General features: G+C 37.3%; 27 protein-coding genes. 8 read left to right on the top strand and 19 right to left on the bottom strand.

Annotation, left to right across the window (positions count from 1 at the left end; translation table 11 throughout):
• Positions 1-47: 47 nt before the first annotated feature.
• The gene (locus tag C8K15_RS09850; protein WP_108586236.1) at positions 48-1,679 is read right to left on the bottom strand and encodes a Na/Pi cotransporter family protein; all 1,632 of its coding nucleotides are present in this window, start codon (positions 1,677-1,679) and stop codon (positions 48-50) included.
• Positions 1,680-1,873: 194 nt separating this feature from the next.
• Here C8K15_RS09850 and C8K15_RS09845 point away from each other — a divergent pair, with 194 nt between their 5' ends.
• The 4 genes from C8K15_RS09845 to C8K15_RS09830 all read left to right on the top strand — a co-directional run bounded on the left by C8K15_RS09845 (position 1,874) and on the right by C8K15_RS09830 (position 4,545).
• Positions 1,874-2,377: a DUF1189 family protein gene (locus C8K15_RS09845; RefSeq protein ID WP_108586235.1), complete on the top strand. Its 504-nt coding sequence runs from the start codon at positions 1,874-1,876 to the stop codon at positions 2,375-2,377.
• 43 nt (positions 2,378-2,420) lie between these two features.
• Positions 2,421-2,753: a hypothetical protein gene (locus tag C8K15_RS09840; RefSeq protein ID WP_108586234.1), complete on the top strand. Its 333-nt coding sequence runs from the start codon at positions 2,421-2,423 to the stop codon at positions 2,751-2,753.
• Positions 2,754-2,847: 94 nt separating this feature from the next.
• The gene (ispG, locus tag C8K15_RS09835; protein WP_108586233.1) at positions 2,848-3,954 is read left to right on the top strand and encodes a flavodoxin-dependent (E)-4-hydroxy-3-methylbut-2-enyl-diphosphate synthase; all 1,107 of its coding nucleotides are present in this window, start codon (positions 2,848-2,850) and stop codon (positions 3,952-3,954) included.
• A gap of 12 nt (positions 3,955-3,966) precedes the next feature.
• Positions 3,967-4,545 (top strand): hypothetical protein, encoded by a 579-nt coding sequence (locus C8K15_RS09830; protein ID WP_108586232.1) that lies wholly within the window; start codon positions 3,967-3,969, stop codon positions 4,543-4,545.
• 54 nt (positions 4,546-4,599) lie between these two features.
• Here C8K15_RS09830 and C8K15_RS09825 read toward each other — a convergent pair whose 3' ends face one another.
• From C8K15_RS09825 to C8K15_RS09815, 3 genes are read right to left on the bottom strand one after another with little or no spacing between them, the layout of a single operon-like run.
• Positions 4,600-5,010 (bottom strand): Fur family transcriptional regulator, encoded by a 411-nt coding sequence (locus C8K15_RS09825; protein ID WP_108586231.1) that lies wholly within the window; start codon positions 5,008-5,010, stop codon positions 4,600-4,602.
• Positions 5,007-5,873 (bottom strand): metal ABC transporter permease, encoded by an 867-nt coding sequence (locus C8K15_RS09820; RefSeq protein WP_108586230.1) that lies wholly within the window; start codon positions 5,871-5,873, stop codon positions 5,007-5,009. The genes C8K15_RS09825 and C8K15_RS09820 overlap by 4 nt, the downstream gene beginning before the upstream one ends.
• A complete protein-coding gene (locus tag C8K15_RS09815; protein WP_108586229.1) occupies positions 5,870-6,643 on the bottom strand; it encodes a metal ABC transporter ATP-binding protein in 774 nt (257 codons plus the stop codon). The genes C8K15_RS09820 and C8K15_RS09815 overlap by 4 nt, the downstream gene beginning before the upstream one ends.
• 103 nt (positions 6,644-6,746) lie before the next feature.
• Here C8K15_RS09815 and C8K15_RS09810 point away from each other — a divergent pair, with 103 nt between their 5' ends.
• Positions 6,747-6,986, top strand: coding sequence for a hypothetical protein (locus C8K15_RS09810; RefSeq protein ID WP_108586228.1), 240 nt, complete (start codon positions 6,747-6,749; stop codon positions 6,984-6,986).
• 41 nt (positions 6,987-7,027) lie between these two features.
• Here C8K15_RS09810 and C8K15_RS09805 read toward each other — a convergent pair whose 3' ends face one another.
• Entirely contained in the window at positions 7,028-7,915 is an 888-nt protein-coding gene (locus C8K15_RS09805) for a deoxyribonuclease IV (RefSeq protein WP_108586227.1), read from the bottom strand.
• Positions 7,916-7,928: 13 nt separating this feature from the next.
• Positions 7,929-9,230: a DEAD/DEAH box helicase gene (locus tag C8K15_RS09800; protein WP_108586226.1), complete on the bottom strand. Its 1,302-nt coding sequence runs from the start codon at positions 9,228-9,230 to the stop codon at positions 7,929-7,931.
• A gap of 125 nt (positions 9,231-9,355) precedes the next feature.
• On the opposite strand from C8K15_RS09800, the gene vrrA reads away from it, so the two are divergent.
• Both vrrA and C8K15_RS09790 read left to right on the top strand, forming a co-directional pair.
• Entirely contained in the window at positions 9,356-9,835 is a 480-nt protein-coding gene (vrrA, locus tag C8K15_RS09795) for a VrrA/YqfQ family protein (protein WP_108586225.1), read from the top strand.
• A 66-nt stretch (positions 9,836-9,901) separates the two neighbouring features.
• Positions 9,902-10,879, top strand: a complete 978-nt coding sequence (locus C8K15_RS09790; protein ID WP_108586224.1) for a 4-hydroxy-3-methylbut-2-enyl diphosphate reductase — start codon at positions 9,902-9,904, stop codon at positions 10,877-10,879.
• A gap of 40 nt (positions 10,880-10,919) precedes the next feature.
• On the opposite strand, the gene C8K15_RS09785 is transcribed toward C8K15_RS09790, so the two are convergent.
• From C8K15_RS09785 to ccpN, 8 genes are all read right to left on the bottom strand, one after another.
• Positions 10,920-12,038, bottom strand: a complete 1,119-nt coding sequence (locus C8K15_RS09785) for a Nif3-like dinuclear metal center hexameric protein (RefSeq protein WP_108586223.1) — start codon at positions 12,036-12,038, stop codon at positions 10,920-10,922.
• Positions 12,035-12,736 carry a tRNA (adenine(22)-N(1))-methyltransferase gene (locus C8K15_RS09780; protein ID WP_108586222.1) on the bottom strand — a complete coding sequence of 234 codons (702 nt, stop codon included), beginning with the start codon at positions 12,734-12,736 and terminating at the stop codon, positions 12,035-12,037. Before C8K15_RS09780 ends, C8K15_RS09785 begins: the two co-directional genes overlap by 4 nt.
• A gap of 1,351 nt (positions 12,737-14,087) precedes the next feature.
• Positions 14,088-14,465 carry a cytochrome c550 gene (gene cccA, locus C8K15_RS09775; RefSeq protein WP_108586221.1) on the bottom strand — a complete coding sequence of 126 codons (378 nt, stop codon included), beginning with the start codon at positions 14,463-14,465 and terminating at the stop codon, positions 14,088-14,090.
• 143 nt (positions 14,466-14,608) lie between these two features.
• Positions 14,609-15,748, bottom strand: a complete 1,140-nt coding sequence (locus C8K15_RS09770) for an acyl-CoA dehydrogenase family protein (RefSeq protein WP_108586220.1) — start codon at positions 15,746-15,748, stop codon at positions 14,609-14,611.
• A gap of 304 nt (positions 15,749-16,052) precedes the next feature.
• Positions 16,053-17,183, bottom strand: a complete 1,131-nt coding sequence (gene rpoD, locus C8K15_RS09765; protein WP_108586219.1) for an RNA polymerase sigma factor RpoD — start codon at positions 17,181-17,183, stop codon at positions 16,053-16,055.
• 28 nt (positions 17,184-17,211) lie between these two features.
• On the bottom strand, positions 17,212-19,023 hold the full coding sequence (gene dnaG, locus C8K15_RS09760) for a DNA primase (RefSeq protein WP_108586218.1): 1,812 nt from the start codon (positions 19,021-19,023) through the stop codon (positions 17,212-17,214).
• 216 nt (positions 19,024-19,239) lie between these two features.
• A complete protein-coding gene (locus tag C8K15_RS09755; RefSeq protein WP_108586217.1) occupies positions 19,240-20,043 on the bottom strand; it encodes a pyruvate, water dikinase regulatory protein in 804 nt (267 codons plus the stop codon).
• A 12-nt stretch (positions 20,044-20,055) separates the two neighbouring features.
• Complete coding sequence (gene ccpN, locus C8K15_RS09750; RefSeq protein WP_199224091.1) at positions 20,056-20,694, bottom strand: transcriptional regulator CcpN; 639 nt, start codon at positions 20,692-20,694, stop codon at positions 20,056-20,058.
• 336 nt (positions 20,695-21,030) lie between these two features.
• Here ccpN and C8K15_RS09745 point away from each other — a divergent pair, with 336 nt between their 5' ends.
• Positions 21,031-22,413 (top strand): glycine--tRNA ligase, encoded by a 1,383-nt coding sequence (locus tag C8K15_RS09745; protein WP_108586215.1) that lies wholly within the window; start codon positions 21,031-21,033, stop codon positions 22,411-22,413.
• Between the two features lie 23 nt (positions 22,414-22,436).
• On the opposite strand, the gene recO is transcribed toward C8K15_RS09745, so the two are convergent.
• The 5 genes from recO to ybeY are packed head-to-tail and all read right to left on the bottom strand — an operon-like array spanning position 22,437 to position 25,411.
• Complete coding sequence (gene recO, locus C8K15_RS09740; RefSeq protein ID WP_108586214.1) at positions 22,437-23,231, bottom strand: DNA repair protein RecO; 795 nt, start codon at positions 23,229-23,231, stop codon at positions 22,437-22,439.
• An 18-nt stretch (positions 23,232-23,249) separates the two neighbouring features.
• Entirely contained in the window at positions 23,250-24,164 is a 915-nt protein-coding gene (era, locus tag C8K15_RS09735) for a GTPase Era (protein ID WP_108586213.1), read from the bottom strand.
• A complete protein-coding gene (locus tag C8K15_RS09730; RefSeq protein WP_108586212.1) occupies positions 24,148-24,558 on the bottom strand; it encodes a cytidine deaminase in 411 nt (136 codons plus the stop codon). The genes era and C8K15_RS09730 overlap by 17 nt, the downstream gene beginning before the upstream one ends.
• Positions 24,559-24,570: 12 nt before the next feature.
• Positions 24,571-24,936, bottom strand: coding sequence for a diacylglycerol kinase family protein (locus C8K15_RS09725; RefSeq protein WP_108586211.1), 366 nt, complete (start codon positions 24,934-24,936; stop codon positions 24,571-24,573).
• Positions 24,923-25,411 carry an rRNA maturation RNase YbeY gene (ybeY, locus tag C8K15_RS09720; RefSeq protein ID WP_108586210.1) on the bottom strand — a complete coding sequence of 163 codons (489 nt, stop codon included), beginning with the start codon at positions 25,409-25,411 and terminating at the stop codon, positions 24,923-24,925. Before ybeY ends, C8K15_RS09725 begins: the two co-directional genes overlap by 14 nt.
• Positions 25,412-25,423 lie beyond the last annotated feature (12 nt).

Genomic DNA, 25,423 nt, shown 5'->3' with positions numbered 1-25,423 from the left:
TCGTGCCTTACATCCATTAAGATGTAAAGCGCCAGAGGAGAAGATTGTTATGCTCTTTTTCCTAATACTGCTTCAGCTATATTAACCGCGTGATCACCGATACGTTCTAAGTTACTGACGATATCAACAAAAACAATACCTGCTTGAGGAGAACATGAGCCTTCAGTAAGTCGCAAAATGTGTTTCTTACGGAATTTACGTTCCATTTTATCGATTAAATCTTCTTGTTGTGCTACTTCATGTGCTAGTACTTGACTACTTATGTCTAAAGACTCTAAAGCTTTTTGCACAGTTTCAATTGTTAATGTAAACATATCTGTTAAATCATCCATGGCATCATTGGTTAATTTAAGACGGTTTACAAGTTGGTAGTCAATAAGTTCTATGATATTTTCGAAGTGGTCTCCTACACGCTCGATATCGCGAACTGTTTCCATTAACATAATGTGACGAGTTGAATCTGCTTTAGAAATTGATTCAGCAGCTATTTTAACTAAATAATCTGTGATTTTATTGTCTAAATTATTAATTGCATCTTCTATTTGATAACCTGTTTCTGCGTGTTTTTTATTATGTGTTTTCAAATATTCAAATGTCTCTTGCAATCCTTGTACACTAAAGCGACCCATTCGTAGAATTTCTTCTTTTGCTTGTCCAATCGCAATCGAAGGAGCTGTGTCAATGAAATGAATATCTAAATGTTTCGGTTTATATTCAATGGTTACTTCTTCACCTGGGATTAATTTCGTAACCACATATGCCCAAGCACCGATTAGTGGAAATTGAATAATCGCATTAGTCACATTGAATGTCCCATGAGCAAATGCAATTTGCATTTTGGGTTCTAAACCTAAAACTCCGGATAACCATTCCACATACATCGTGAATGGTTCTAAAATAATCATAAATAGTAAGGTTCCAACCACATTAAATAGAACATGTGTTGCAGCAGCACGGCGAGCTGCAACAGATGCCCCGATTGAGGCAAGAACTGCTGTAATGGTTGTACCAATATTATCGCCGAAAAGAACTGGCAATGCAGCCTTTAGGTTCAAAATATCTTCAGCATATAGTCCTTGAAGTATCCCAACCGTTGCACTTGAGCTTTGTACAATTAGCGTAAATACCGTACCGACCACTACACCGAATAAAGAATGGTCACTCATACTTACAGTTAAATCAATAAAAGACGGTAAGTCTCGGAGTGGTTTCATACCACCACTCATTAATTCCATTCCTAAGAATAAACCACCAAAACCGAAGATTACTTCTCCTAGGTTTTGAATTTGATTTTTCTTAAAAAAGAAAATCAAGAAAGCACCAACAGCCATTACCGGCAATGCATATTCACCTACATCAAACCCAATGATGAATGCTGTAACGGTGGTCCCAATATTAGCTCCCATTATTACACCAATAGCTTGTCTTAAAGTCATAAATCCTGCACTAACAAGTCCTACGGTAATAACGGTGGTTCCTGAACTAGATTGAATAAGAACCGTGACGGCAATACCTACTAGCACGCCCATAAACGGATTTGTTGTAAAACGATCTAAAATATCTCGTAAACGATCACCCGCTGCTTTTTGCAGACCGTCACCCATATATTTAATGGCGAACAAGAAGATTCCTAGACCCCCAAGGAATTGAAACAGCATTTCCTGCCAATTAAGTTCCACGATTCATTTTTCAACTCCTAATTCGACACTATTCAACAGTCCTAATTATGAATAGTTCGATACACTGATGTAAACAGCCTTTATATAAACTTTACAATAACTTAACAATCGGTAAGCTTTGTACTAATTTCGCCCAATATTCCTTAAACCTCTCCTTGAATTAATAGTATGATAAAGATATAAGGAGTGATTTCATGTCTATAAGTCAATTATTACTTGCTTCTATTTCCAATCCTAAAAAAATAGCAGCTTTTCGTCTTTTACCAATTGGCAAAGTCATTCAATATGTCTTTTTCTTTGTAGTCATTTTATCTCTGCTCTCATTCGTCCACTTTATAACTGGGTTCAAAACTGATTCCACTTCTATTGATGGCTTGCTTGATTATGTTGAAAATATGGAATGGATCTTATATCCTTTCGCCTTTATCATTCAATTTATTATGACCACTCTATTACTATTTGTCCGAATAAGCTTAATGGCTTTTGGTGGAATGCTGATATTAAAGCTCCTTAAGCGTCGTGGCGATTACAGACATGTTTGGCGGACTACTGCATTTGCCTATACTTCACCAACAATCCTATCTATTTTCCTCTTATATATAGGAGTTAGTGATGGATGGATTTTTATTGTGACAACCGTTATATGTATGATCTATTTGGCTCTTGCTCTAAAATATTATCCTCAGAAAAAGGCATAGTCTCTCTTTTTTCAGCATATGTTGAAAAAAGGGAGGTTTTTTTATGCGCATAATTGGACTAGCAGTCTTCATTTTAATTATTTCTTATATCATTAAAATCGATTTACTTGATGGCACAATCTCTCTTGCGGCATTCTCTAAAACTGAAACGGAGTGTGTAGAACAAGTACAATATGAAATATTCCCTGTTCAAACTGTTGAAGGTGATACTTTGTTATCCTTGTTTGGGGTGTATCCATCAGAAGTATGGATTAGCTTCCCTGAACGATTAGAAACTTTTTATAAAGAGAACCCGCATCTACGTAATCAAAATATTCAACCAGGTGAATTTGTGAAGATTCCTATATATAAAGATACAAATTTATCGTGTTCTTAAACAAAAGTAACGTTTCTTCCTTGGCATTTCCTTTTCATCACTGCTAAAATAAAGAGTAGTGAAGGCTATGAGCCCGAAAAAGGAGAGAATTTTCATGAGTGAAATTATTCACCGTTCCAAAACTCGTCCGGTTCGTGTCGGCGATTTAACTATAGGTGGTAGCAATGAATTATTCATACAAAGCATGACCACAACAAAAACACATGATGTTGAAGCAACTGTCGCAGAAATTTTGCGTTTAGAAGAAGCAGGTTGTCAAATTGTTCGTGTTGCTTGCCCAGATGATCGAGCAGCTGACGCAATCGCTGAAATAAAAAAACGTATTAATATCCCATTAGTTGTGGATATTCACTTTGATTATAAGTTGGCTTTGAAAGCCATCGAAAATGGTGCAGATAAAATACGTATTAATCCCGGTAACATTGGTCGCCGTGAAAAAGTAGAAGCTGTTGTCAACGCTGCAAAAGCAAAAGGTATTCCGATTCGCATTGGAGTAAATGCAGGTTCACTTGAACGTAAAATCATCGAAAAATATGGATATCCTACTGCAGATGGGATGGTCGAAAGTGCATTACATCATATTAAAATACTAGAAGATTTAGATTTTCACGATATCATCGTATCTTTAAAAGCCTCTGATGTTAGTTTGGCTATCGAAGCATACGTAAAAGCGTCTCAAGCATTCGATTACCCACTTCACCTTGGAATAACCGAGTCTGGTACCTTGGTAAACGGCTCAATAAAAAGTGCTGCAGGACTTGGTGCTTTGTTAAGTCATGGTATTGGTAACACCCTTCGCGTGTCGTTGAGTGCAGACCCAGTTGAAGAAGTGAAAGTTGCAAGAGAAATGTTGAAAGTATTCGGGCTATCGTCAAATGCAGCTACTTTAATTTCTTGTCCAACATGCGGACGTATTGAAATTGATTTAATTACGATTGCAAACGAAGTGGAAGACTACATTTCAACGATTAAAGCACCGATTAAAGTTGCTGTTCTTGGTTGTGCAGTAAACGGCCCTGGCGAAGCACGTGAAGCCGATATTGGTATTGCTGGTGCTCGCGGAGAAGGACTGCTCTTTATGAAAGGGAAAACCGTTCGTAAAGTCCCTGAAGCAACAATGGTTCAAGAACTGAAGATTGAAATTGATAAAATTGCTCAAGAATACTATGATAAACAAGAATTAGAAAAACAAAACTCTTAAGGGGCTGTTCATTTGTCAAACTACCGATTCGGAATTGATATTGATGGTACAGTCACTTGCCCTACTTCGTTACTGCCACATATCAATAAGGCTTTTTCGTGTAACTTAGTACTAGATGATATTAAAGAATATGATTTAACAAAAGCATTCCCAGTGTCATCTGAAGATTTTTACAAATGGTTTAAACAAGCAGAACCAGAAATTTACGCTACTTCCCCTATCCAAGTTAATGCGCATGCGATATTGACTGAATGGAAAAAGGAACATGAGTTATACTTCATTTCAGCTCGTGGCACAAATGTCCGTGATGTAACGTTGCAATGGTTTGTTGAACAAAATCTTGCATACGATCACATTGAATTAATTGGTACCCATAATAAAATTCAAACTGTTAAAAACCATGCAATTGATGTGTTTTTTGAAGACAAGCACGATAATGCAGTTGGCATTGCCGAAGATTGTAATATTCCAGTGTTGTTATTTAATACTCCCTATAACCAACAAGCTGTCCCAGATGGCGTTATACGTGTGAATAACTGGCTTGAAGCAGATGCATGGATACAACATTCATTTCTAACACAAAAAGCGTGAGGCATATGCCTCACGCTTTTCTTTTGGTTCCTATTAGAAGTTCATTTCACTCATTTAAAGACACTTCGGACATTTGCCGTAAATTTCAAACTTATGACTATCAATTTGATATGTTGGTAACTTTTCCTCAAGCATATCCATTGGGCATAAATGAATTTCTTTAATTTTCCCACAATCCATACAAATGAAGTGATGATGGTGATGATCCGCTTCACATTGCATTCGGAAATGGCGTTCTCCTGATAACTCAGTCTCTTCTAATATGCCAATTTCAACAAACGTACTTAAGTTGCGATATATCGTGTCATAACTCATTCCAGGATAGTCTTTTTTCATTACATTAAGTAAATCTCGAGCCGTTATATAACGTTCATTATCCTCAAACAAATCTAGAATTTGTTGTCTTTTATCCGTTTTTTTGTAGCCTTTTTCTTTTAAAAGGTCCCAAGCCTTCGAGATATTCATGCAAGACGTCCCCTTTCATCACGTGTTACGAACGTTAACCAAATCTTTTTCCCAAATATCACGAGTAATAATATGATGATTGAAGTTACAACGATTGTCCCTCCGGGTGCAATATTTAAATAAAATGCACACACAAGACCAATTATCACTGCAGCTTCTCCAAATATTACCGCATAGAGAATCGCTTGTTTAAAGCCCTTAGCCATGCGCATGCTAGCTGCTACGGGTAATGTCATTAATGAAGAAACAAGGAGTATCCCCACGATTCGCATACTTGCAGCTATTACAAGTGCCGTTACGATCATAAATAAAAGGTGTATCCATCTCGATGGAAGTCCAGACGCTTTAGAGTACTCCTCGTCGAAAGACATGAGGAATAGTTCTTTATAAAACAATCCTAAAAAGATAACAACAATACATGCAATCGAAAGGACAATCCATAAATCTTGTCTACTGACTGCTGATACAGAACCAAATAAGTAACCAAATAAATCTGAGCTAAATCCATTAGCCAATGAAATAAATATGGCACTAAATCCAATTCCTGCAGACATTATGATAGGAATAGCTAGCTCTTCATAATGTTTATATAAACGTCGTAATCGCTCAATAAGCACCGAGCCAGTAACGGCTGCTACAATTCCTAAATATAAAGGATTTAACAGTGCAAATACTGCTGTAGTTTGACTTAAATATAAACTCCCTGCAATCCCCGCTAAAGTAACGTGACTCAAAGCATCTGCAATAAGAGAAAGTCTCCTAACAACAATAAATACTCCTAATAGTGGAGCTATCAGACCAATAATAATACCAGAAGCAAAAGCATTTTGTAAAAACTCATAGTTTAATAACGCTTCAATCATCGCGTTCCCCCACTTTTAGCATGGTGAATTTTACGAACGGAATGACCATACCATGCTTGACGATCTACATCACTTAATTGATTAAATTCATTTTTAAAACCATGGAAATGGATGGTTTGATTCAAACATGCGACATGACTGATTTTACTGGATACAGTATCAACATCATGCGTGACGAGAATCAGCGTAAGATTCTGTTCACGATTTAACTCAGCGAGCATATTATAAAACGATTGTACGTGCTGATGATCAATTCCGACAGTAGGTTCATCTAATATTAAACACTTCGGTTCAGCTACAAGTGCACGAGCAATAAATACACGTTGTTGTTGACCTCCTGACAGTTCTCCAATTGATTGGTTCATAAAATCAATCATTCCTACAGAGTTCAATGCCTTCTCAACACGTTGATGTGAATCATTTGGATAGTTTTTAAATAATCCTGTTTTTTTCACAAGACCGCTTTGAACGACTTCATACACGGTTGCGGGAAAACCCGTATTGAACGCATTGGACTTTTGCGAGACATAGCCTAGCCATTCTCTTTTTTTGAAATCTCGACTTTTTTCACCGAATAACTCAATGGTTCCTGAAGTTGGTTTTAACAATCCCAATATTATTTTTAATAAAGTGGACTTCCCTGAACCATTAGGACCTAAAACTGCCAAGAAATCCCCTTGTTTTACTTGTAGCGAAATATTTTTTAATACGACGTTGTGGTCGTATTGGAATGACACATTGTTAAGTTCAATATCATATGGCGTTTTCATCAAGCTCGCCTCTTTCTAATTCATAATCATTACGATTTACAATTAGTTAGTATAACGGAGAAATTGTAAGAAGTAAACTCTATAATCTTGAAAGGATGAAGTTTTGGATATTTGGGAACTAGTTCAAGCAACGAAAGAAAAATCAGATGATGAAATTGCAAAAATGACAAGTTCGCTTCCCGTTCAATTATCTCCCCAGGAAGTAAAATTAGTTCGACCTATTTTCGATAAAGCTTCCATTCAATGGATATTGTTTGGCCCTCCAGCACACATTCAAAAACAAATTGCTGAGATTTTAGGAAAAAATCGCACCAAAAAGCTATTTGAGTATTTTAATCTATAAAAAAAAGACTCAAACAGGTAACTGCTTGAGTCTCTTGAAGTTTATGAACGTAAATTGTCAATGCTTTCCGGCATAAATGTTTGTGCTTTAAACATTTCAATTTCATAAAAATAGGGTGGCTTTTTATTTTTTGCATCTAGTCCTACATAAGGTGTTTCTAAGATTTTAGGAACATTTACTAGTTGTGGATGATGCACGATTTGATTAAGTGTTCTAAAACCAATCTCACCAAAACCAATATTTTCATGACGATCTTTACCAGCGCCACGAATATTTTTGCTGTCATTTATATGTAGCACTTTTAAACGATCGACGCCAATCAATTGATTAAATTGATTAAGTACATTGTCAAAATCATCGACGATATTATAACCTGCATCATGAACATGACATGTATCTAAACAAACAGAAAGTCGTTCATTATGCGTCACGCCATTTATTATTTGTGCAAGTTCTTCAAATGAGCGACCGCATTCAGTCCCTTTACCTGCCATTGTTTCCAAAGCAATTTGTACGGGAAAGTCTTGCGATAAAACTTCATTTAAGCCTTCGATTATTTTTTCAATGCCTTTATCCGTCCCAGCACCAACATGAGCACCAGGGTGTAAAACGATTTGTTTTGCACCTAATGCTGCAGTTCGTTCAATTTCTTTTTGTAAGAATTCGACTCCGAGTGCAAATGTTTCAGGTTTGAGTGAATTACCGATGTTAATTATATATGGAGCATGAACAACGATATTCGACATTCCATGCGTATTCATATGTGCTTGTCCTGCTTCAATGTTCAACTCTTCAATCGGTTTACGTCGTGTATTTTGTGGTGCTCCTGTATAAATCATAAAAGTAGTCGCTCCATAAGAAGCAGCTTCTTCACTCGCAGCAAGCAACATGTTTTTTCCACTCATTGAAACATGTGAACCTAATAACATATCGAAAAACCCCTTACTTTTTACGGTTTTTAATACGACGTTCTCTCTTTTTAACTTTGTCCATTTCCCAACGCATATTACGTTTATAGCCAGGTTTTACTTTTTTAGGTTTACGAACTAATGATTTTGCTTTTTGATCAATCTCACTAATTTCTGTCTTTTTACGATTTTTACGTTCGTGGCGTTCTTTTAGTTCAGACCACTCACCATCTTTAATATCTACATGAACAAAAGGAATTCCCATTTTTTCAATACGAATAATCGCGTCTTCATCGGTCGGTTCATATAATGTTATAGCTGTACCTTTTAATCCAGCACGAGCAGTACGTCCAACACGATGAATAAAGAATTCCAAGTCTTCAGGGAGCTCAAAGTTAATTACATGACTAACACCTTGGATATCAATTCCACGTGCAGCCAGATCTGTTGCTACAATATATTGATACTCAAGTTCGCGAACTTGTCTCATCATACGAGTACGTTCCCGTGGTGCTAAATCTCCATGAATACGTCCTACGCGGTAACCTGCTTCAGCTAAATAATTAGCAACATCATCAGCATTCTTACGCGTGTTCGCAAAAATAATGGCTAAGTAAGGATTTATTCCTTCCATAACTTCTACTAAACGTTTCTTTTTAGATTTACTACGAACCGGTACTAGATTGAAAACAATACCTTCCGCTGCAGGACGCTTATCTCCGATATGAATATGTGCAGGAGCTTCCATATACTTTTTCAAGAATGGTTGCAATCGTTCCGGAATAGTCGCAGAAAAGACGTACATTTCCAAACTAGCTGGCATTTTCCCTGCAAATGTATCAATATCTTCAATAAAGCCTAAGTCAAAAGCAAGATCGGCTTCATCTACTACTAATATCGGAGCAGTATGAACGAGCAATGCATTTTCTTTTACTAAGTCACGAATACGTCCAGGAGTTCCTACCACGATATGTGGTTGTGTTTTTAGTTTATCAATCGAACGTTGCTTATCAGTTCCACCAATAAACAATTTTGATTGAATTTCTGTACCTTCAGTTAACTTACTTAGTTCTTCGAAAATCTGCGAAGCAAGTTCACGTGTTGGGGATGTAATAATAGCTTGTAATTCTGTTTTGTTTGATTGAATGCGCTCAACAATCGGAATTAAAAAACTATGTGTTTTCCCTGTACCCGTATGTGCTTGGCCAATCGCACTTTTCCCTTTTAAAATCAAAGGAATTATTTCTTTTTGAATGGGTGTTGGTTCTGTGAAACCTAATTTACTAATGGCATCCTGTAAAAAAGGCTGGAAATCATAATCAGTATATTTGGACATTTTTGCCCCTCCTAACGTACTTTCATTGTAGCATGTTCTGTCGTCTGTTTTAAAGACCATCAGTTTATCATAGTTGTATTATAGCCATTGAGTCAAATAACTATTTATTTAGAAAGGAGGATTTTATGCGATATCAATCTTTTTACCCTTTTTCTCAACAACAACAACAACAACAATCCTCACCTATTCCACAGCAATTTCAACCACCACGGAATAACTTCTTAAGAGGACTTTCTCAATCATTTGGGGCTGGAAATACGGGTGCACCACAAGGACCTAATAGCTTCCCTGGTGGCGCACCTTCTCAATCACCCACTGGAATGAGTAGTGCAGGGACTCCTCAATTATCAAATCGAATGGAACAATATTTACAAACCGCTGATCAATTTTTATCCACAGCACAAAGATTAACACCTATGGTTCAGCAAGTAGCCCCTATGGTTCAAAACATTCCTGCGCTTTGGAAAATTTATCGTGGCTTCCAAAGCATGCCAGACGCTACGTCTACTGCAAGCGCAGTAACCCGCAGTGCCGGTGCTGTGGCGTCTTCTGTTCCTCGACCAACTGGATCATCTATTCCAAGAATTTTTCAACCACCTCTTTGATTTTTTGAATTAAGTACTTCTCTCCGTTATAATAGTGATTAACAACTTCTGAGAGGAGTGCTACATATGCAAGTACTCAAAATTACCCCACGTGGTTATTGTTACGGTGTAGTGGATGCAATGGTTATTGCTCGTAATGCAGCGATGGACACATCCCTACCACGTCCGATATATATATTAGGTATGATTGTGCACAACAAACACGTAACTGACGCTTTTGAGAGTGACGGAATTATTACGTTAGATGGCGAAAACAGAAAAGAAATTTTAGATAAGGTGGATGGCGGGACTGTTATTTTTACTGCTCATGGCGTGTCACCTGAAGTGCGAGAATTAGCCAAGCAAAAAGGCCTAGTGTCGATAGACGCTACATGCCCTGACGTTACAGTTACTCATGACCTTATTCGAGAAAAAACGTCCGAAGGTTATCAAATAATCTATATTGGTAAAAAGGGACACCCTGAACCTGAAGGTGCTATCGGTGTAGCTCCACACGCTGTACATCTTGTGCAAACTGTCGAAGATGTAGAGCAACTAACTATAGAGGCTGAAAAACTAATCGTGACGAACCAGACAACCATGAGTCAATGGGATGTTGCGGCATTAATGAAAAAACTAGAACAAAAGTTTCCGCATATTGAAGTGCATAAAGAAATTTGTCTAGCTACACAAGTTCGTCAAGAAGCGGTAGCTGATCAAGCTGGGGCAGCCCAGTTGTTAATTGTCGTTGGAGATCCAATGAGTAATAATTCCAATCGTCTGACTCAAGTGTCTGAAGAAATTGCTGAAACCCCTTCTTATCGTATTTCAGATTTATCTGAACTCAAATTAGAGTGGCTAGAAGGAATTGAAATAATTGCGGTAACTGCTGGTGCTTCAACTCCAACACCTATCGTAAAAGAGGTCGTTAAATTCTTAGAAAAATATGATCCACTAGATCCACAAACGCATCAACTTGTAAGAACTGTAACGATCGACAAAATTTTACCTAAAATTAAAAATCCACAACCTGTACAACGAATTGAACCCTATCCAATTTCTTAAAAAAAACAAGAGGCTATCCAGAAAATGGATAGCCTCTTTTCTATTTAACTCGGAAAGGTTCTGTGGAAATACTTGAAGGAATAAATCGACAATCGTACTTATTCTCTTCACACAACCTATTCATTTTGACTGAAACGCCGGATTTCATAATTGATTCTACATGGTGACCTGGATCGATTACAGATAAACCAAGTGTTTGTGCTTCTTGTGCCACGTGGAAATATAAATCGCCTGTAACCAAGACATCTGCACCTGCCCGTTTCGCCGTTTGAATATATTTATTACCATCCCCACCTAGCACCGCCACTTTGCGAATGCTTTTCGTAGCATCACCTACAATGCGCACAAACGGTACCTTTAACTGCTCTTTTACCTTTTCAGCAAAGGCATCTAGTGACAGTGGTTGTTGAAGCAGTCCAATTCGCCCAATTCCTTGCTGACTTGTTTTAGATTCAAGAGGCCATAAATCAAAAGCCACTTCCTCATACGGATGATTTTCATACATAGCTTTCAAGATTTTCGACTTTTTAGAAGATGCAAACACTACTTCTACTTTTTCTTCTTCGACTTGTTCTACTTTATTCAATTGGCCAATGACAGGTTTTGAACCATCTAGTGGTTGAAATCTTCCCGTTCCAAGTGAAGAAAAACTACAGCTATCATAATTACCGATTTGACCTGCACCAACGAAAGCTAATTGTTTACGCAAAACTTCCGAATGAGTAATTGGTACATATACAGCCAATTTCATTAATGATTCGGCATACGTCTCATCTAATATGCTAATTTTTTGTAACTCGAGGGCCTCGGCAAGTAAATCATTAACCCCACCCGGTGCAACATCCAAGTTTGTATGTGCTGCGTAAACTGCGATGTCATGTTTAATACATAACTCCATTATTTTCCCTGTTGGTGTATCGGTTCGAAGGTTTTTTAATGGCCGATAGATGGGGGGATGATGAGCAAGAATTAATTGACAGTTATGGTCAATTGCTTCTTGTACCACTTCCAAAGTGACATCAAGTGTTACAAGGACATTTTGAACTTGGCGGTTTAACTGTCCGATTTGTAAGCCTATAGGATCGTCATCTAGTGCAAAAAATTTTGGCGACCAGGACTCAAATAATTGAATAATTTCATGTCCATTCGCTGTTTTCATGCACCAAACACTTCCTTTACTATTTTTAATTTAACTTCAATTTCTTCTTTTTTTAACTGTACTTCAGATGATAGTCCTGCCACGCGAATAGCTTCTAATATCCGCATCCACTCTGTAGATTCTTTCTCCCACTTTAAGCGAAACACTTCATTTTGGGTATCAGTTATTAAAAATGGTCCCATCAAAAATTCAGTTTCTGACAACGTCATTTTGCCTCTTTCAAGAACAAGGATTTCATAAATCTTATCGTCTTCTTGTAATATTTCTTCTGCCACTAGCTTCCAATCGTTCGCGTTTGCCCATTCCCGAATGGCTTTGGCATGAATGTTAGGTTGTAATATTAAGCGATTGACAGTTGCTAATCTATCGCTGTCTTGGTCTAAAATACTTGCGATTAATGGCCCACCCATCCCTGCGATAGTTACCGTATCAACTAGATCTTCATGGTTAATTGCCTTCAAACCATTAGCAAAGCGAACTGTTATCTTATTCTCTAATTTTTCGTCCATTATTTGATTTCGCGCTGAATCATAAGGACCTTTAGCCACTTCTCCAGCAATTGCTTTTTCTGCAATTTGGTGGTGAATGAGATAACAAGGTAAATATGCGTGATCACTACCAATATCAGCGACAATGGCACCTGTTTTTACGTAAGATGCTACACGTGTTAAACGTTCTGAGAGACGTTGTGCGTTCAACGAAATCCTCTCCTTTCTTTATATATCAAGATTGTACCACATAACATGAAAAGTGCCGCAGGACGAGTTAAACGACTATAATGTGTCGTTGTCGATTCAGAAATCCTAGACAGTATATGGTTTATAAAATTTGTATATATTTTAATAAAAAGATCTGTAAAGCTGCTCTAATGTTTACCGTACATTTGCGCTGCCGCACGTTCTGCATGAGCCAACAAGTATGAAAACCACATACTTGTGGGTCTCATTCTTCACGCTCTTGTGGCATGCTAGGCGCAAATGTACTCTTTCTTTTGTTCTTCAATTTGAACAGCATTCTTTAATATAGCTACTTTATAAATTGTGTTTGAATAGTAAGGGAGCGGAACGATTCCTTCTTTTTATAAATGCCTTTGTTAAACTAAACTTTTGTTTATCGTACATTTGCGCTGCCGCACGTTCCGCATGAGCCAACAAGTATGAAAACCACCTACTTGTGGGTCTCATTCTTCACGCTCTTGCGGCATGCTAGGCTCAAATGTACTCTTTCTTTTGTTCTTCAATCTGACCAGCATTCTTTAATATAGCTACTTTATAAATTGTGTTTGAATAGTATGGAGCGGAACGATTCCTTCTTTTTATAAATGCCTTTGTTAAACTACACTGTTGTTTATCGTACATTTGCGCTTGCCGCACGTTCCGCATGAGCCAACAAGTATGCAAACCACATACTTGTGGGTCTCATTCTTCACGCTCTTGCGGCATGCTAGGCGCAAATGTACTTCTTCGTTTGTTCTTCAATTTGAACAGCATTCTTTAATATAGCTACTTTATAAATTGTGTCTGAATAGTAAGGGAGCGGAACGATTCCTTCTTTTTATATTTAGTTAACCAAACCAAATTTACTATGTGCTTTCAGGTTGCAAGGGAGGGAGCGAAGGATGCACACCCGCCGCAGGATAATCTATAAAAAGAGTTGGGCGAAGTGACGTAGTCACAAGCCCTTCCTATTTATTCTCTAGATTTTTGTGCAGCAGGTAAATCGTCCGAAGCGAACTGGAAACCTGTCATCCTCAGTGAATGGAATCAAGTTAACGGTTCATAGTTGTAGTGTTATTTCTTAAATTGAATGTTATTAAGATGTTTTGAAAATAATGGGTCTGTTAAACGATATTGTCGTCTATCGTACATTTGCGCTAGCCGCATGAGCCAACAAGTATGCAAACCACATACTTGTTGGTCTCACTTTTCACGCTATTGCGGCATGCTAGGCGCAAATGACTCTTTCGATTGTTCTTCATTATCAACAGCATTCTTTAACATAGCCTACTAAAAAACCCTTATCCATGTTCAGGATAAGGGTCAGCGGTACCTATTCTAATGAATGAATATATTCAGCCATTTCATCTACATTTGCTGCAGGTACTAAACCAGGAGGCATTGCACCTCTACCATTTTTGATAACTTCAGCAATTTCTTCTGTAGAAAGTTTTGTATCAACTAATGATGGGAAGCTTCCTTGACCAGCAAGATCTCCACCATGACAAGCGATACATTTGCCTTGAGCAACAGCTTCAGGATCAAATCCTTCTGCACTTTCTCCACCCTCAGCTTGTTCTCCAGCAGCGCCTTCTTCATGTCCAGCAGCAATTTCTTTCTTTTTATCAACGCCTTGAATTGATAGGAAGAAAATAAGACCAATACCAAATGCCATAATTAAAATAAATGGTACGATTGGATTTTTTTGCATAATGTAACCTCCTTCTTTTCGTTCATTCTTTTTCTATAATAGAATCAGTCAACAGTGTTATTGTACTGCATTCTATCTCAAACGAAAAGTCTTAACATGGAAGTTTTCATTAGATTGTCAGAAATTCGACAAATTAATGAATATTAACAGCCTATTTGTCGAGCAATGACCATTCGTTGAATTTCAGAAGTACCTTCACCAATTTCGAGTAATTTCGCATCACGCATATAGCGTTCAACTTCATATTCTTTCATATAGCCATACCCACCATGAATTTGAACTGCTTGATCTGCAACTTGCATTGCAATCTCTGATGCATATAACTTACACATTGATGCTTCTTTTGTAAATGGTTGACCTTGATCTTTTAACCATGCCGCTTTATGAACCATTGTACGAGCTAATTCGATTTTCATCGCCATATCTGCTAATTTAAATTGAGTAATTTGGAAATGAGCTAATGGTTTGCCAAATTGCTGACGCTCTTTTGAGTAGCGTAATGCTTTATCAAAGGCAGCTTGGGCAATACCCACCGCCATTGCCCCAATACCAATACGACCACCATCAAGAGTTATTAAGAATTGTTGGAAGCCTTCTCCACGTTTCCCTAATAAGTTCGCCTTTGGAACTCTTACATTCTCTAGTACTAGTTCAGTAGTATTAGATGCGTTTAATCCCATTTTTTCATAATTATCAATAACTGTAAATCCTTCAGCATCAGTAGGAACAATGATTGCACTTATTTCTTTCTTGCCATCCTTCATCCCAGTAATTGCTGTAATCGCTAAATGCTTCGCGTAGCTTGCATTCGTTATATATACTTTACTTCCGTTAATGATAAAGTCATCACCATCTTCTACTGCACGTGTTTGTGTACCACCCGCATCAGAACCGGCATTTGGTTCAGTTAAGCCAAAAGCTCCGAAAGACTCTCCAGAACAAATCGGTGCTAAATATTTATGTTTTTGTTCTTCAGTTCCAAACAAATTAAGTGGAGCTCCACCTAATGATATATGTGCAGAATAGGTAATCCCTGTAGACCCACAAGCACGACTTAATTCTTCTGTAACAATAGCAAAACTTATCGTATCTGAACCTGCTCCGCCATATTCTTCTGAAAACGGTACGCCCATCATCCCCATGTCGGCTAATTGTTTAAAGATTTCTTTAGGGAAAGCTTTCGTGCGGTCACGTTCTATCGCGCCTGGTGCTACAACTTTATCCGCAAACTCCTTCATTGTTTTGCGAATCATCTGATGTTCTTGCGATAAATCAAAATTCACTACATTCAACCCCTTTAATTTATAAAACGCTTTCAATTTTCATTATAAAGGTAATATTCTAACATTCACAACTATTTTTGTTATAAGAGAGGTTAGCAATATTAAAAAATCTTTTTATATAATAGAAATTCACTTTACAATTCTTCAATTTCCACACTCGATTTATTAATAAACTTACGTCATGCTAGACACTTTACGACCTATTACGTTTAGAAATACGTAAAGGGTTCTTGGAACTTCAAACTTATACTTCTATTTCGATAAAAAAAGAGACATTCACAGAAGTGAATGTCTCTTGGAATTTCTATTCTAAAAAGTCTTTTAAACGTTTGCTTCGTGAAGGATGACGCAATTTGCGTAAAGCTTTCGCTTCTATTTGACGAATTCGTTCACGCGTTACACCAAATACTTTCCCTACTTCTTCTAACGTACGTGTGCGACCGTCATCCAGACCGAAACGCAAGCGCAGTACATTTTCTTCTCGATCAGTTAATGTATCTAAAACGTCTTCTAACTGCTCTTTTAAAAGCTCATATGCTGCATGATCAGATGGAGACTGTGCATCAGAGTCTTCAATGAAGTCTCCTAGGTGTGAATCATCTTCTTCACCAATCGGTGTTTCAAGAGAAACAGGCTCTTGTGCAATCTTTAAGATTTCACGCACTTTTTCAGCAAGTAACTCCATTTCTTCTCCAATTTCTTCTGGAGAAGGTTCTCGACCTAAATCTTGTAGTAACTGCCGTTGTACACGAATTAGTTTATTAATCGTCTCCACCATATGAACCGGAATACGAATCGTACGAGCTTGGTCAGCAATCGCGCGTGTTATCGCTTGACGAATCCACCAAGTAGCATATGTGCTAAATTTAAAGCCTTTACGGAAATCAAATTTCTCAACAGCTTTAATAAGACCCATATTTCCTTCTTGAATTAAATCCAAGAACAACATCCCACGTCCAACATAACGTTTCGCAATACTTACAACAAGTCGTAAATTTGCTTCAGCTAAACGTTTCTTGGCTTCTTCATCGCCTACTTCAATACGTTGAGCAAGTGCGATTTCTTCATCAGCAGAAAGTAAGTCTACACGACCAATTTCTTTTAAGTACATACGCACAGGATCATTAATTTTAACTCCCGGTGGTACGCTTAAATCGTTTAAGTCGAATGTTTCTTCTTCTTGCCCTTTTTTCATTAACTTTTCTAAGTCTTCTTCATCGCCGTCTTTTCGCCCAAGTTCAACACCTTGTGCTTCGAGCTGTTCAATAAATTCTTCAATTTGATCTGATTCTAATACAAATACAGACAATTTTTCAGCTATGTCCGCAAAAGTTAACTCTCCCGCTTTTTTGCCCATTTCGAGCAGAGATTTCTTCGCTTCTTCTAATCTGACCTCAGTTTCAGCCTCTTTTGTACGTTCAGACTTGTCCGCCATAAGTCTTCCTCCTTTAAAAACCAATCATTTACATCGTTGTTAACGATTTCTTTAAATCGATTATTTGTTTTGCTAACGCTAATGCACTTGTCATATCCTGCATCTTTTCAGCCTCTTTTGACTCATGCATTTTCATTTGAATTTGAAGCTCTATTCGGTGTTTATTTATTTGTCGTAAGCAGTCAGAGACTTCTTCACGTGCATGTTCTGGGTCTCGTTCTGTTAACGTTGCTTCCATTACCAACTTACGTAAATCCGTGTCTTCTAAAATTTCAAGAAAACGATGTGTATCCGCTTGAGGATACATGTCGTAGAAACCTATGAGGCGAACAAATATCGCTTCATATGAATCGTGAATGAATACATGGAGACCATGCTCTTGATGTAAATTATCGACGATATCAACCTGGTGTAACATATGAGCGAGCAACAATTTTTCAGCCCTATCAATTGCTTGGACAAGTTTACGACTTACAGGCATGTTTTGGGCAATTGGTGGAGCTTGCTGTCTCGTGTTTTGTTTTAATGATTTACCTTCAATTTTTCTGAATTGTTGATAAATCGCCTCTTCAGAAATATTGGTTTCTTTTGCTAATTGTCTAATATATAAATCTCGTTCAACTGGGGATGTATTCCCTACAAAATGTTCGAGAACTTCTTGCACGTATTGTAACGTGTCGTTTTCAAATTGAAAATTCTTGTTGCGTCTAGCTACCATCATCATAAATGCTAAATAAGCATGAGGACGATCAATGATTTGTTTTTCAAAGGCCTCAGCCCCATTTGTTTGAATAAAATCATCAGGATCCATTTGATTCGGTAATAGCGCAATTTCAGTTTTCATCTTGTCTTGTACTAATAGCTGGGCAGCCCGCTTTGCAGCTTCAAAACCCGCAGAATCACCATCATAACAAATAGTGACTGAATCAGTTAAGCGTTTCAACTTGTTAATCTGTTCTTTTGTCAGAGCCGTACCCATTGTGGCTACTGTATTCATGATACCCGCTTTTGCGGCTGCTATAACATCCATAAAACCTTCCATGACAATCACTTTATGTTTTTTCCGAATTATCGGTCGAGAAACATCTAGATTGTATAAAACTTTACTCTTTTGGAAAATAGGAGATTCTGGACTATTCATGTATTTAGCATCTTGCGCATCTGTATTTAATACTCTTCCGGAAAAAGCAATAACTTGACCTACTTCATCTCGAACAGGAAACATAATTCGTTCTCTAAAGCGGTCAAAATATTCATTTCGATTTTCTTTCTGGATGACAAGCCCACTTTGAGCCATTTCAGGTAAACTAAATCCTTTACGTTCCAGTAAAGTAGTTAAAGCATCCCAATTAGGAAGAGACCATCCGATTCTATATTGTTCAATAAGTTCACGAGAAAATCCTCTTTCTTCTAAATATTGAAGGGCTTTTTCTCCTTCTTCAGTATTTAGTAGCAAGTGGTGATAATAATTCATCGCAAAAGTATGTGCTTCTTTCATACGTGTTTCATCTTTAGAAATTGTTGTGGTATCACCAGTTTGTGGTTCGATATCGATATCAATACCCACACGGGAACCCAACTTACTTAAAGCTTCTTGGAAAGAAAGATTGTCTATATCCATTACAAAGGTAATGGCATTTCCTCCAGCCCCACATCCAAAACAATGAAAGATTTGCTTGTCTTGAGAAACAGAAAACGAAGGTGTCTGTTCACCATGGAAAGGGCAAAGACCAAACCAGTTTCGTCCACGTTTCGTCAACTGAACATATTCACTAATGACATCCACTACATCATTGCTTGTGCGAATTTGTTCAATCGTTTCTTCAGGAATTCTTTGCACGTAATCATCACCATCTTTATAGGCTATATATTGAATTCGAGATAGTTGAAGAAAATCCTGCAAGTTTCGACAAAAATATAAAAAACTTGAGAAATGACAACTCTTATTAAATATTTTTACCACAATTTTTCATTATAAAACGTTTGCATGAAAAAATCTACAAAAAAATTGTCTTTTCAAAAGAAAAAACCTTCCCAACATCGGGATGGTTTTTCCTTACTGGATTTTGTTTAAAATCACATTTGCTGTTTCTTCTACAGCGCGATTCGTAACATCAATGACTTGACATCCAATTCGAGAGGCAACTTTTTCAAAATGAACGATTTCTTGTTTAATACGATCTAATTTGGCGTAGCTTGCATCATCATTTAATCCTAATGCAATTAAACGTTCTTTCCTGATGGAATTTAGCTTGTCAGGAGAAATCACGAGACCGAAACATTTCTCAGGGTCTACTTTAAATAGTTCTTCTGGAGGCTCTACTTCTGGTACAAGAGGAACATTTGCGACCTTATAGCGTTTATGGGCTAAATATTGAGATAAAGGTGTTTTAGAAGTTCGCGAAACCCCAATTAAAACGATATCCGCCAATAATAAACCTCTTGGGTCACGACCATCATCATATTTTACAGCAAACTCAATCGCTTCTATTTTTTTAAAATAGTCGTCATCAAGTTTACGGACTAGACCTGGTTCTTCAAATGGTATTTCATTTAATTCTTCTTCTAGAGTAACCATAAGAGGACCCATTAGATCAATGAATCGAACGCCATGTTTAGCACACTCTTTTTTCATAGTTGCTCGCATTTTTTTTTTAACTAGTGTAAATAAAATAATTGCTTGTTGATTTTTTGCTAGATGGACAATTTCAATTACATGATCAATCGTTTCTATATGGGGTAAACGTTTTAATGATGTGTTTTGCAAACCAGGTCTAAACTGGCTAACAGCTGCTTTCGCAACTAATTCACCTGTTTCTCCAACTGAATCCGAAACAATAAATATATGCAGTTTTTTCATGGTTTTATCACCTCACAAATCGTGATTTTCTGCTAATGACAGAAAAGCACCTGTAATATTAGTTTTTGTAATTCGGCCAATTACTTCAAATCCATCTGGATGTTCTTTTACAATTGGTAAAGCGTCAATCTGTTTATCTATTAATTTCTTCGCCGCATGAAGTAATGAATCATGTTTGAAGCAAAACGTAATATTAGGCATCCTGGTCATAATAATATGAACGGGAATTTTATGTAAATCCTGTTGACCTAAGCTCGTGCGAAGTAAATCTTTTCTTGATAATACTCCAGTTAAATACGCATTTTTATCAACAACAAACAATGTGCCTACATCTTCTAAGAACATATGACAAATTGCATCGTAAACCGTCATATCTTCGGCAACAACAATCGGAATTGACTGAAAGTCTCTTACTTTCATATTCATCATGCTATCCGTAACAGCTTGACCAGTTTTTTTACCTGAGTAAAAATATCCCACTCGTGGTCTTGCATCTAAGAAACCAGCCATCGTTAAAATCGCTAAATCAGGTCGTAATGTAGATCTTGTTAAATTCAATCGTTCTGCAATTTGTTCTCCCGTAATCGGACCATTTCCTTTAACAATTACCAAAATTTCCTCTTGACGTTTGTTGAGTTCGATCGGACTCACCGCCTCAAAAATGTGTTATACTCAATGTTCATTATTATATACTATTTAAGTAGTGTTATCTAGTGTATTGCCTAAGTGGTGCTTTTCACAGTAGTATGTTATAGTGTATTCAATTATATAGACGAAGATAGGAAAATAAGTAATGTTCACTTAAGCGAGCAGAGACAGTGAAAGTCTGCATCGAACACGAAAAGGCGTCCTGGAGTCATGATTTTTTGAAAGTGAATTGCAAATCAGTTTGCAGTTAACTGGGGTGGAACCGCGGGTATTATGCACTCGTCCCCGGACATTTATTGTCCGGGGACGAGTGCTATTTTTATTTTGGAGGGATTTTTCATGACAATCACAATGGAAAAAGTAGTAAGTTTAGCGAAACACAGAGGTTTTGTATTTCCTGGATCAGATATTTACGGTGGCTTAGCCAACACATGGGATTATGGTCCACTAGGAATTGAACTTAAGAACAACATCAAAAAAGCATGGTGGCGCAAATTCGTTCAAGAATCTCCATACAATGTTGGAGTGGACGCTGCTATCTTAATGAACCCAAAAGTATGGTCAGCTTCTGGTCATATTGGAAACTTTAACGACCCAATGATTGATTGTAAAAAATGTAAAGCACGTCACCGGGCTGATAAGTTAATTGAAGATGCACTTGAAACTAAAGGAATCGAAATGATTGTTGATGGCCTTTCTTTTGAAAAGATGCAAGAACTAATTAGCGAACATTCTATCACTTGTCCAGATTGCGGCGCGCAAGATTTTACAGATATTCGCCAATTTAATTTGATGTTTAAAACCTCTCAAGGTGTAACTGAAGCATCATCAAACGATATTTACTTACGTCCAGAAACAGCGCAAGGAATTTTTGTTAACTTCAAAAATGTTCAACGTTCAATGCGTAAAAAAATGCCTTTTGGTATTGCACAAATTGGTAAAAGTTTTAGAAATGAAATTACACCAGGTAACTTTACGTTCAGAACACGTGAATTTGAGCAAATGGAACTTGAGTTCTTCTGTAAACCAGGTGAAGACTTAGAATGGTTCGCTTACTGGCGCGATTATTGTAAGAACTGGTTATTAAACTTAGGTTTAACTGAAGATAACATTCGTTTACGTGATCATGATGTAGAAGAACTGTCTCACTACGCTTCTGCTACAACAGATGTGGAATATAAATTCCCATTCGGTTGGGGCGAGTTATGGGGAATTGCAGACCGCACCGATTTCGATTTAAAACGTCATATGGAACATTCAGGTGAAGATTTTAATTATATCGATCCTATTACAAACGAACGCTATGTACCTTTCTGTATCGAACCATCACTAGGTGCAGACCGTGTTACACTTGCTTTCTTGTGTGATGCTTATGCAGAAGAAGCTCTTGAAGGCGACGATAAACGTACTGTTTTAAGATTCCATCCCGCTTTAGCTCCTGTAAAAGCAGCAATTTTGCCTTTATCAAAAAAATTAGCTGAAGGCGCTAACGGAGTATTTGCTGAGTTAAGCAAATCGTTCATGGTGGATTATGATGATTCTCAATCAATTGGTAAACGGTACCGACGACAAGATGAAATTGGTACACCTTTCTGTATTACGTATGACTTTGATTCAGTAGAAGACGGTCAAGTAACGGTTCGTCATCGCGACTCAATGGAACAAACACGTATGCCAATTATTGATGTAAAAGCATATATCGAAAAACACTTAGAGTTTTAAGGTAAACGAATAAAAAAATCCGTCTACACTCCTTCTTCAGGAGCAGTAGACGGATTTTCTTTTTTAGGGAAATATTGCGGTGAACGATCTAGCTGATCAATAAATGACCGCGTCTTTAACCGAATACCAGTTTGTTCTTCATAAATAGTTCGTACAATCTTTTTAATAAATGTTTTCGTTTCTTTTTTTAATGTTAACTTCCCTACTTGCTCAATCGGTACTGTATAAAACGTTCGTATGAGCTTAACTTGCGCAGGAGTTAAACGAATAATATATCGATCAATACTAAAACAGCGATGACATAGGAAACCGATTTGTTGGAATGAAAATGCGAATTCACCTTCCGTTGCACCACAATTTGTACATTGATGTAAGGTTGGATAAATACCAGTGACTGGCAACATTTTCCATTCCACAAATAAAGCAATAGCTTCAGGATCATATTCATCTGAGATTGCATGTAATGCATGTTGCAGTAAATTAAATATGGAAGGTTGTGGAGTTCGATCATCCACTGCTCGATCAATCAATTCCACGATAAAGCTTGCATAAGCAGTCGCTTCAATATCTTGACGAATATGTCGATAAGATTCCACTTGTTCGCCTTGTTGCATAGTCCCCATTCCACGACCCTGTTGAATTAAAAAAGAGCCATGTGTAAAAGGTTGGGTAATTGCAGCCAAGCGACTTGCAGGTTTTTTCGCACCCCTGGCCATCGCTGTAATTTTGCCACCCTCTTGTGAGAAAAGAGTGACTATTTTATTGGCTTCCCCATAATCTTGCGTTTTTAAGACAATGCCTTCTATACGATTCAGCAACTGCCCACACGCCCCTTATTAATACTCGTCGTCACGGAATCCAAAATCGCGTAAATGGACTTGTTTGTTACGCCAGTCTCTTTGAACTTTCACCCACAACTCAAGGAATACTTTGCTTCCTAATAACATTTCTATATCTTTACGAGCACGCATACCTACTTCTTTTAAAAGTGCTCCCTTTTTGCCGATGACCATCCCTTTTTGTGACTCACGCTCAACCATAATAGTCGCTGTCACACGAATCTTTTCACTATCTTCTTCTCTTTTAATTTTCTCAATTACGACTGCAATCGAATGAGGAATTTCTTCATGAGTTAAGTGAAGTACTTTCTCACGAATTAATTCCGAAATGATAAAACGTTCAGGATGATCTGTTACTTGATCAGCAGGGTAATATTGAGGTCCTTCTGGCAAATGTTTTGTTAACACTTCAAGTAACCCATCGATATTAATTCCTTCTAAAGCGGAGATTGGGATAACGTCTGCAAAATCGTATTCTTTGCGGAAAGCTTCCGTGACACTCAATAATTTATCCGGATGAATTAGATCAATTTTATTCATCACTAAAAATACAGGAGTTTCATTCCCTTTTAACATCTCTAAAATATATCGATCTTGTTTCCCAATTCGATCTACAGAATCCACCATCAATAAAATGGCATCCACTTCACGTAGTGTGTTTTTAGCCACTTTCAACATAAAGTCGCCTAGTTTATGTCTAGGCTCATTAATCCCTGGTGTATCGATAAAAATAATTTGCTGTTTATCTGTCGTTAAAACACCTTGAACTTTATTTCTTGTCGTTTGCGGTTTATCACTCATAATCGCAATTTTTTGTCCGATTACTTTATTTAAGAACGTTGATTTACCAGCATTAGGACGACCAATGATTGAAATAAATCCTGATTTGTATCCTTTATTTGCTTCCAGCATAGGCTAAATCCTCCGGAGAAAATGCACCAGGTAACAGTTGGGCAACTGTCGTTTCCTGTACATCTCCTTTTAAATTGATTAAATAAACAGGCATATTTGGTTCACAAAACTCTGCAATTACTTGACGGCAAGCTCCACAAGGCGATACTGGGCCATCTGTGTCTGCTACAACTGCAAGTGAAGAAAAGTTACGTTCGCCTTCAGAAACCGCTTTAAACATCGCTGTACGCTCTGCACAGTTTGTCATGCTATAAGCTGCATTTTCAATATTACAACCGTGATAAACTTTTCCTTCTTTCGTCAATAAAGCAGCGCCAACTTTAAATTTCGAATATGGTACGTACGCATTTTCGCGTGCGATTTTAGATTCTTCCATTAATTGTATCATTTCCACTATTCAAACACCTCAATTAAATATTTCCATCCACTTAGGTAAAAAGATGAGTATTCCGATTATAGCACTTGCACAGGCAAATACAAGAACTGCAGCAGCACCCATATCCTTTGCTTGCTTAGCGAAATCATGTATTTCAGGTGATGCTAAATCAACTACTCGTTCTAAAGCAGAATTGATTAATTCTAAGCTTAACATTCCTGAAATACATAAAATTAAAATAATCCATTCATTCATTGAAATACCACTGAAAATCCCAGCGATCATTACAATAAAAGCTGCAAATAAGTGGAAACGAAAATTCCGTTCTCCCTTACTTGCGTGAATCATTCCTTCATAAGCATACTTAAACGATTCAAAAAAATTATTGTTTTTCATCCTGTTCACGTCTCAATCCAAAAGATTGCAGAATTGCCTCTTGTTTTTCAGTCATTTCTTTTTCATCTTCTTCTTCCATATGGTCATAGCCTAGTAAATGTAAGAAACCGTGAATAGCGAGAAAACCCAATTCTCTCTCTTCACTATGTCCATAATCTACCGCTTGTTCTTTTGCCCGTTCGACGGAAATAATGATATCCCCAAGCATACGTGGTGCACCTTCTACGTTAATGGCAATTTCGCCTTCCCCGAGTTCTTCCATTGCAAATGAAATTACATCCGTAGGTACATTCTTTCCTCTGTATTCATTGTTTATTTGCTGAATTTCTTCATTATTAACAAAAGTTACTGACAATTCGCTACCGGCTTCAATTCCTTGAGCTTCTGCAGCATGGTGCAACATTTTTTCAATTAAATGTAAATTATCAGTTGATAAAGACTGCGTTTCATCGTTTAAATCCAAAGTTAAGTACATGAAAATTCTCCT

It is taken from the genome of Paenisporosarcina sp. OV554, assembly GCF_003058165.1.
In the GTDB taxonomy this organism is placed as follows: Bacteria; Bacillota; Bacilli; order Bacillales_A; family Planococcaceae; genus Paenisporosarcina.
This window is presented reverse-complemented; position numbering and strand designations above follow the sequence as displayed.

Excerpts from the sequence above, each read along its gene's own strand:
- C8K15_RS09845 (WP_108586235.1), top strand. The coding sequence starts at position 1,874 with ATGTCTATAAGTCAATTATTACTTGCTTCTATTTCCAATCCTAAAAAA.
- C8K15_RS09840 (WP_108586234.1), top strand. The coding sequence starts at position 2,421 with ATGCGCATAATTGGACTAGCAGTCTTCATTTTAATTATTTCTTATATC.
- ispG (WP_108586233.1), top strand. The coding sequence starts at position 2,848 with ATGAGTGAAATTATTCACCGTTCCAAAACTCGTCCGGTTCGTGTCGGC.
- C8K15_RS09825 (WP_108586231.1), bottom strand. The coding sequence starts at position 5,010 with ATGAATATCTCGAAGGCTTGGGACCTTTTAAAAGAAAAAGGCTACAAA.
- C8K15_RS09820 (WP_108586230.1), bottom strand. The coding sequence starts at position 5,873 with ATGATTGAAGCGTTATTAAACTATGAGTTTTTACAAAATGCTTTTGCT.
- C8K15_RS09815 (WP_108586229.1), bottom strand. The coding sequence starts at position 6,643 with ATGAAAACGCCATATGATATTGAACTTAACAATGTGTCATTCCAATAC.
- C8K15_RS09805 (WP_108586227.1), bottom strand. The coding sequence starts at position 7,915 with ATGTTATTAGGTTCACATGTTTCAATGAGTGGAAAAAACATGTTGCTT.
- C8K15_RS09800 (WP_108586226.1), bottom strand. The coding sequence starts at position 9,230 with ATGTCCAAATATACTGATTATGATTTCCAGCCTTTTTTACAGGATGCC.
- vrrA (WP_108586225.1), top strand. The coding sequence starts at position 9,356 with ATGCGATATCAATCTTTTTACCCTTTTTCTCAACAACAACAACAACAA.
- C8K15_RS09790 (WP_108586224.1), top strand. The coding sequence starts at position 9,902 with ATGCAAGTACTCAAAATTACCCCACGTGGTTATTGTTACGGTGTAGTG.
- C8K15_RS09785 (WP_108586223.1), bottom strand. The coding sequence starts at position 12,038 with ATGAAAACAGCGAATGGACATGAAATTATTCAATTATTTGAGTCCTGG.
- cccA (WP_108586221.1), bottom strand. The coding sequence starts at position 14,465 with ATGCAAAAAAATCCAATCGTACCATTTATTTTAATTATGGCATTTGGT.
- rpoD (WP_108586219.1), bottom strand. The coding sequence starts at position 17,183 with ATGGCGGACAAGTCTGAACGTACAAAAGAGGCTGAAACTGAGGTCAGA.
- C8K15_RS09755 (WP_108586217.1), bottom strand. The coding sequence starts at position 20,043 with ATGAAAAAACTGCATATATTTATTGTTTCGGATTCAGTTGGAGAAACA.
- C8K15_RS09745 (WP_108586215.1), top strand. The coding sequence starts at position 21,031 with ATGACAATCACAATGGAAAAAGTAGTAAGTTTAGCGAAACACAGAGGT.
- era (WP_108586213.1), bottom strand. The coding sequence starts at position 24,164 with ATGCTGGAAGCAAATAAAGGATACAAATCAGGATTTATTTCAATCATT.
- C8K15_RS09725 (WP_108586211.1), bottom strand. The coding sequence starts at position 24,936 with ATGAAAAACAATAATTTTTTTGAATCGTTTAAGTATGCTTATGAAGGA.
- ybeY (WP_108586210.1), bottom strand. The coding sequence starts at position 25,411 with ATGTACTTAACTTTGGATTTAAACGATGAAACGCAGTCTTTATCAACT.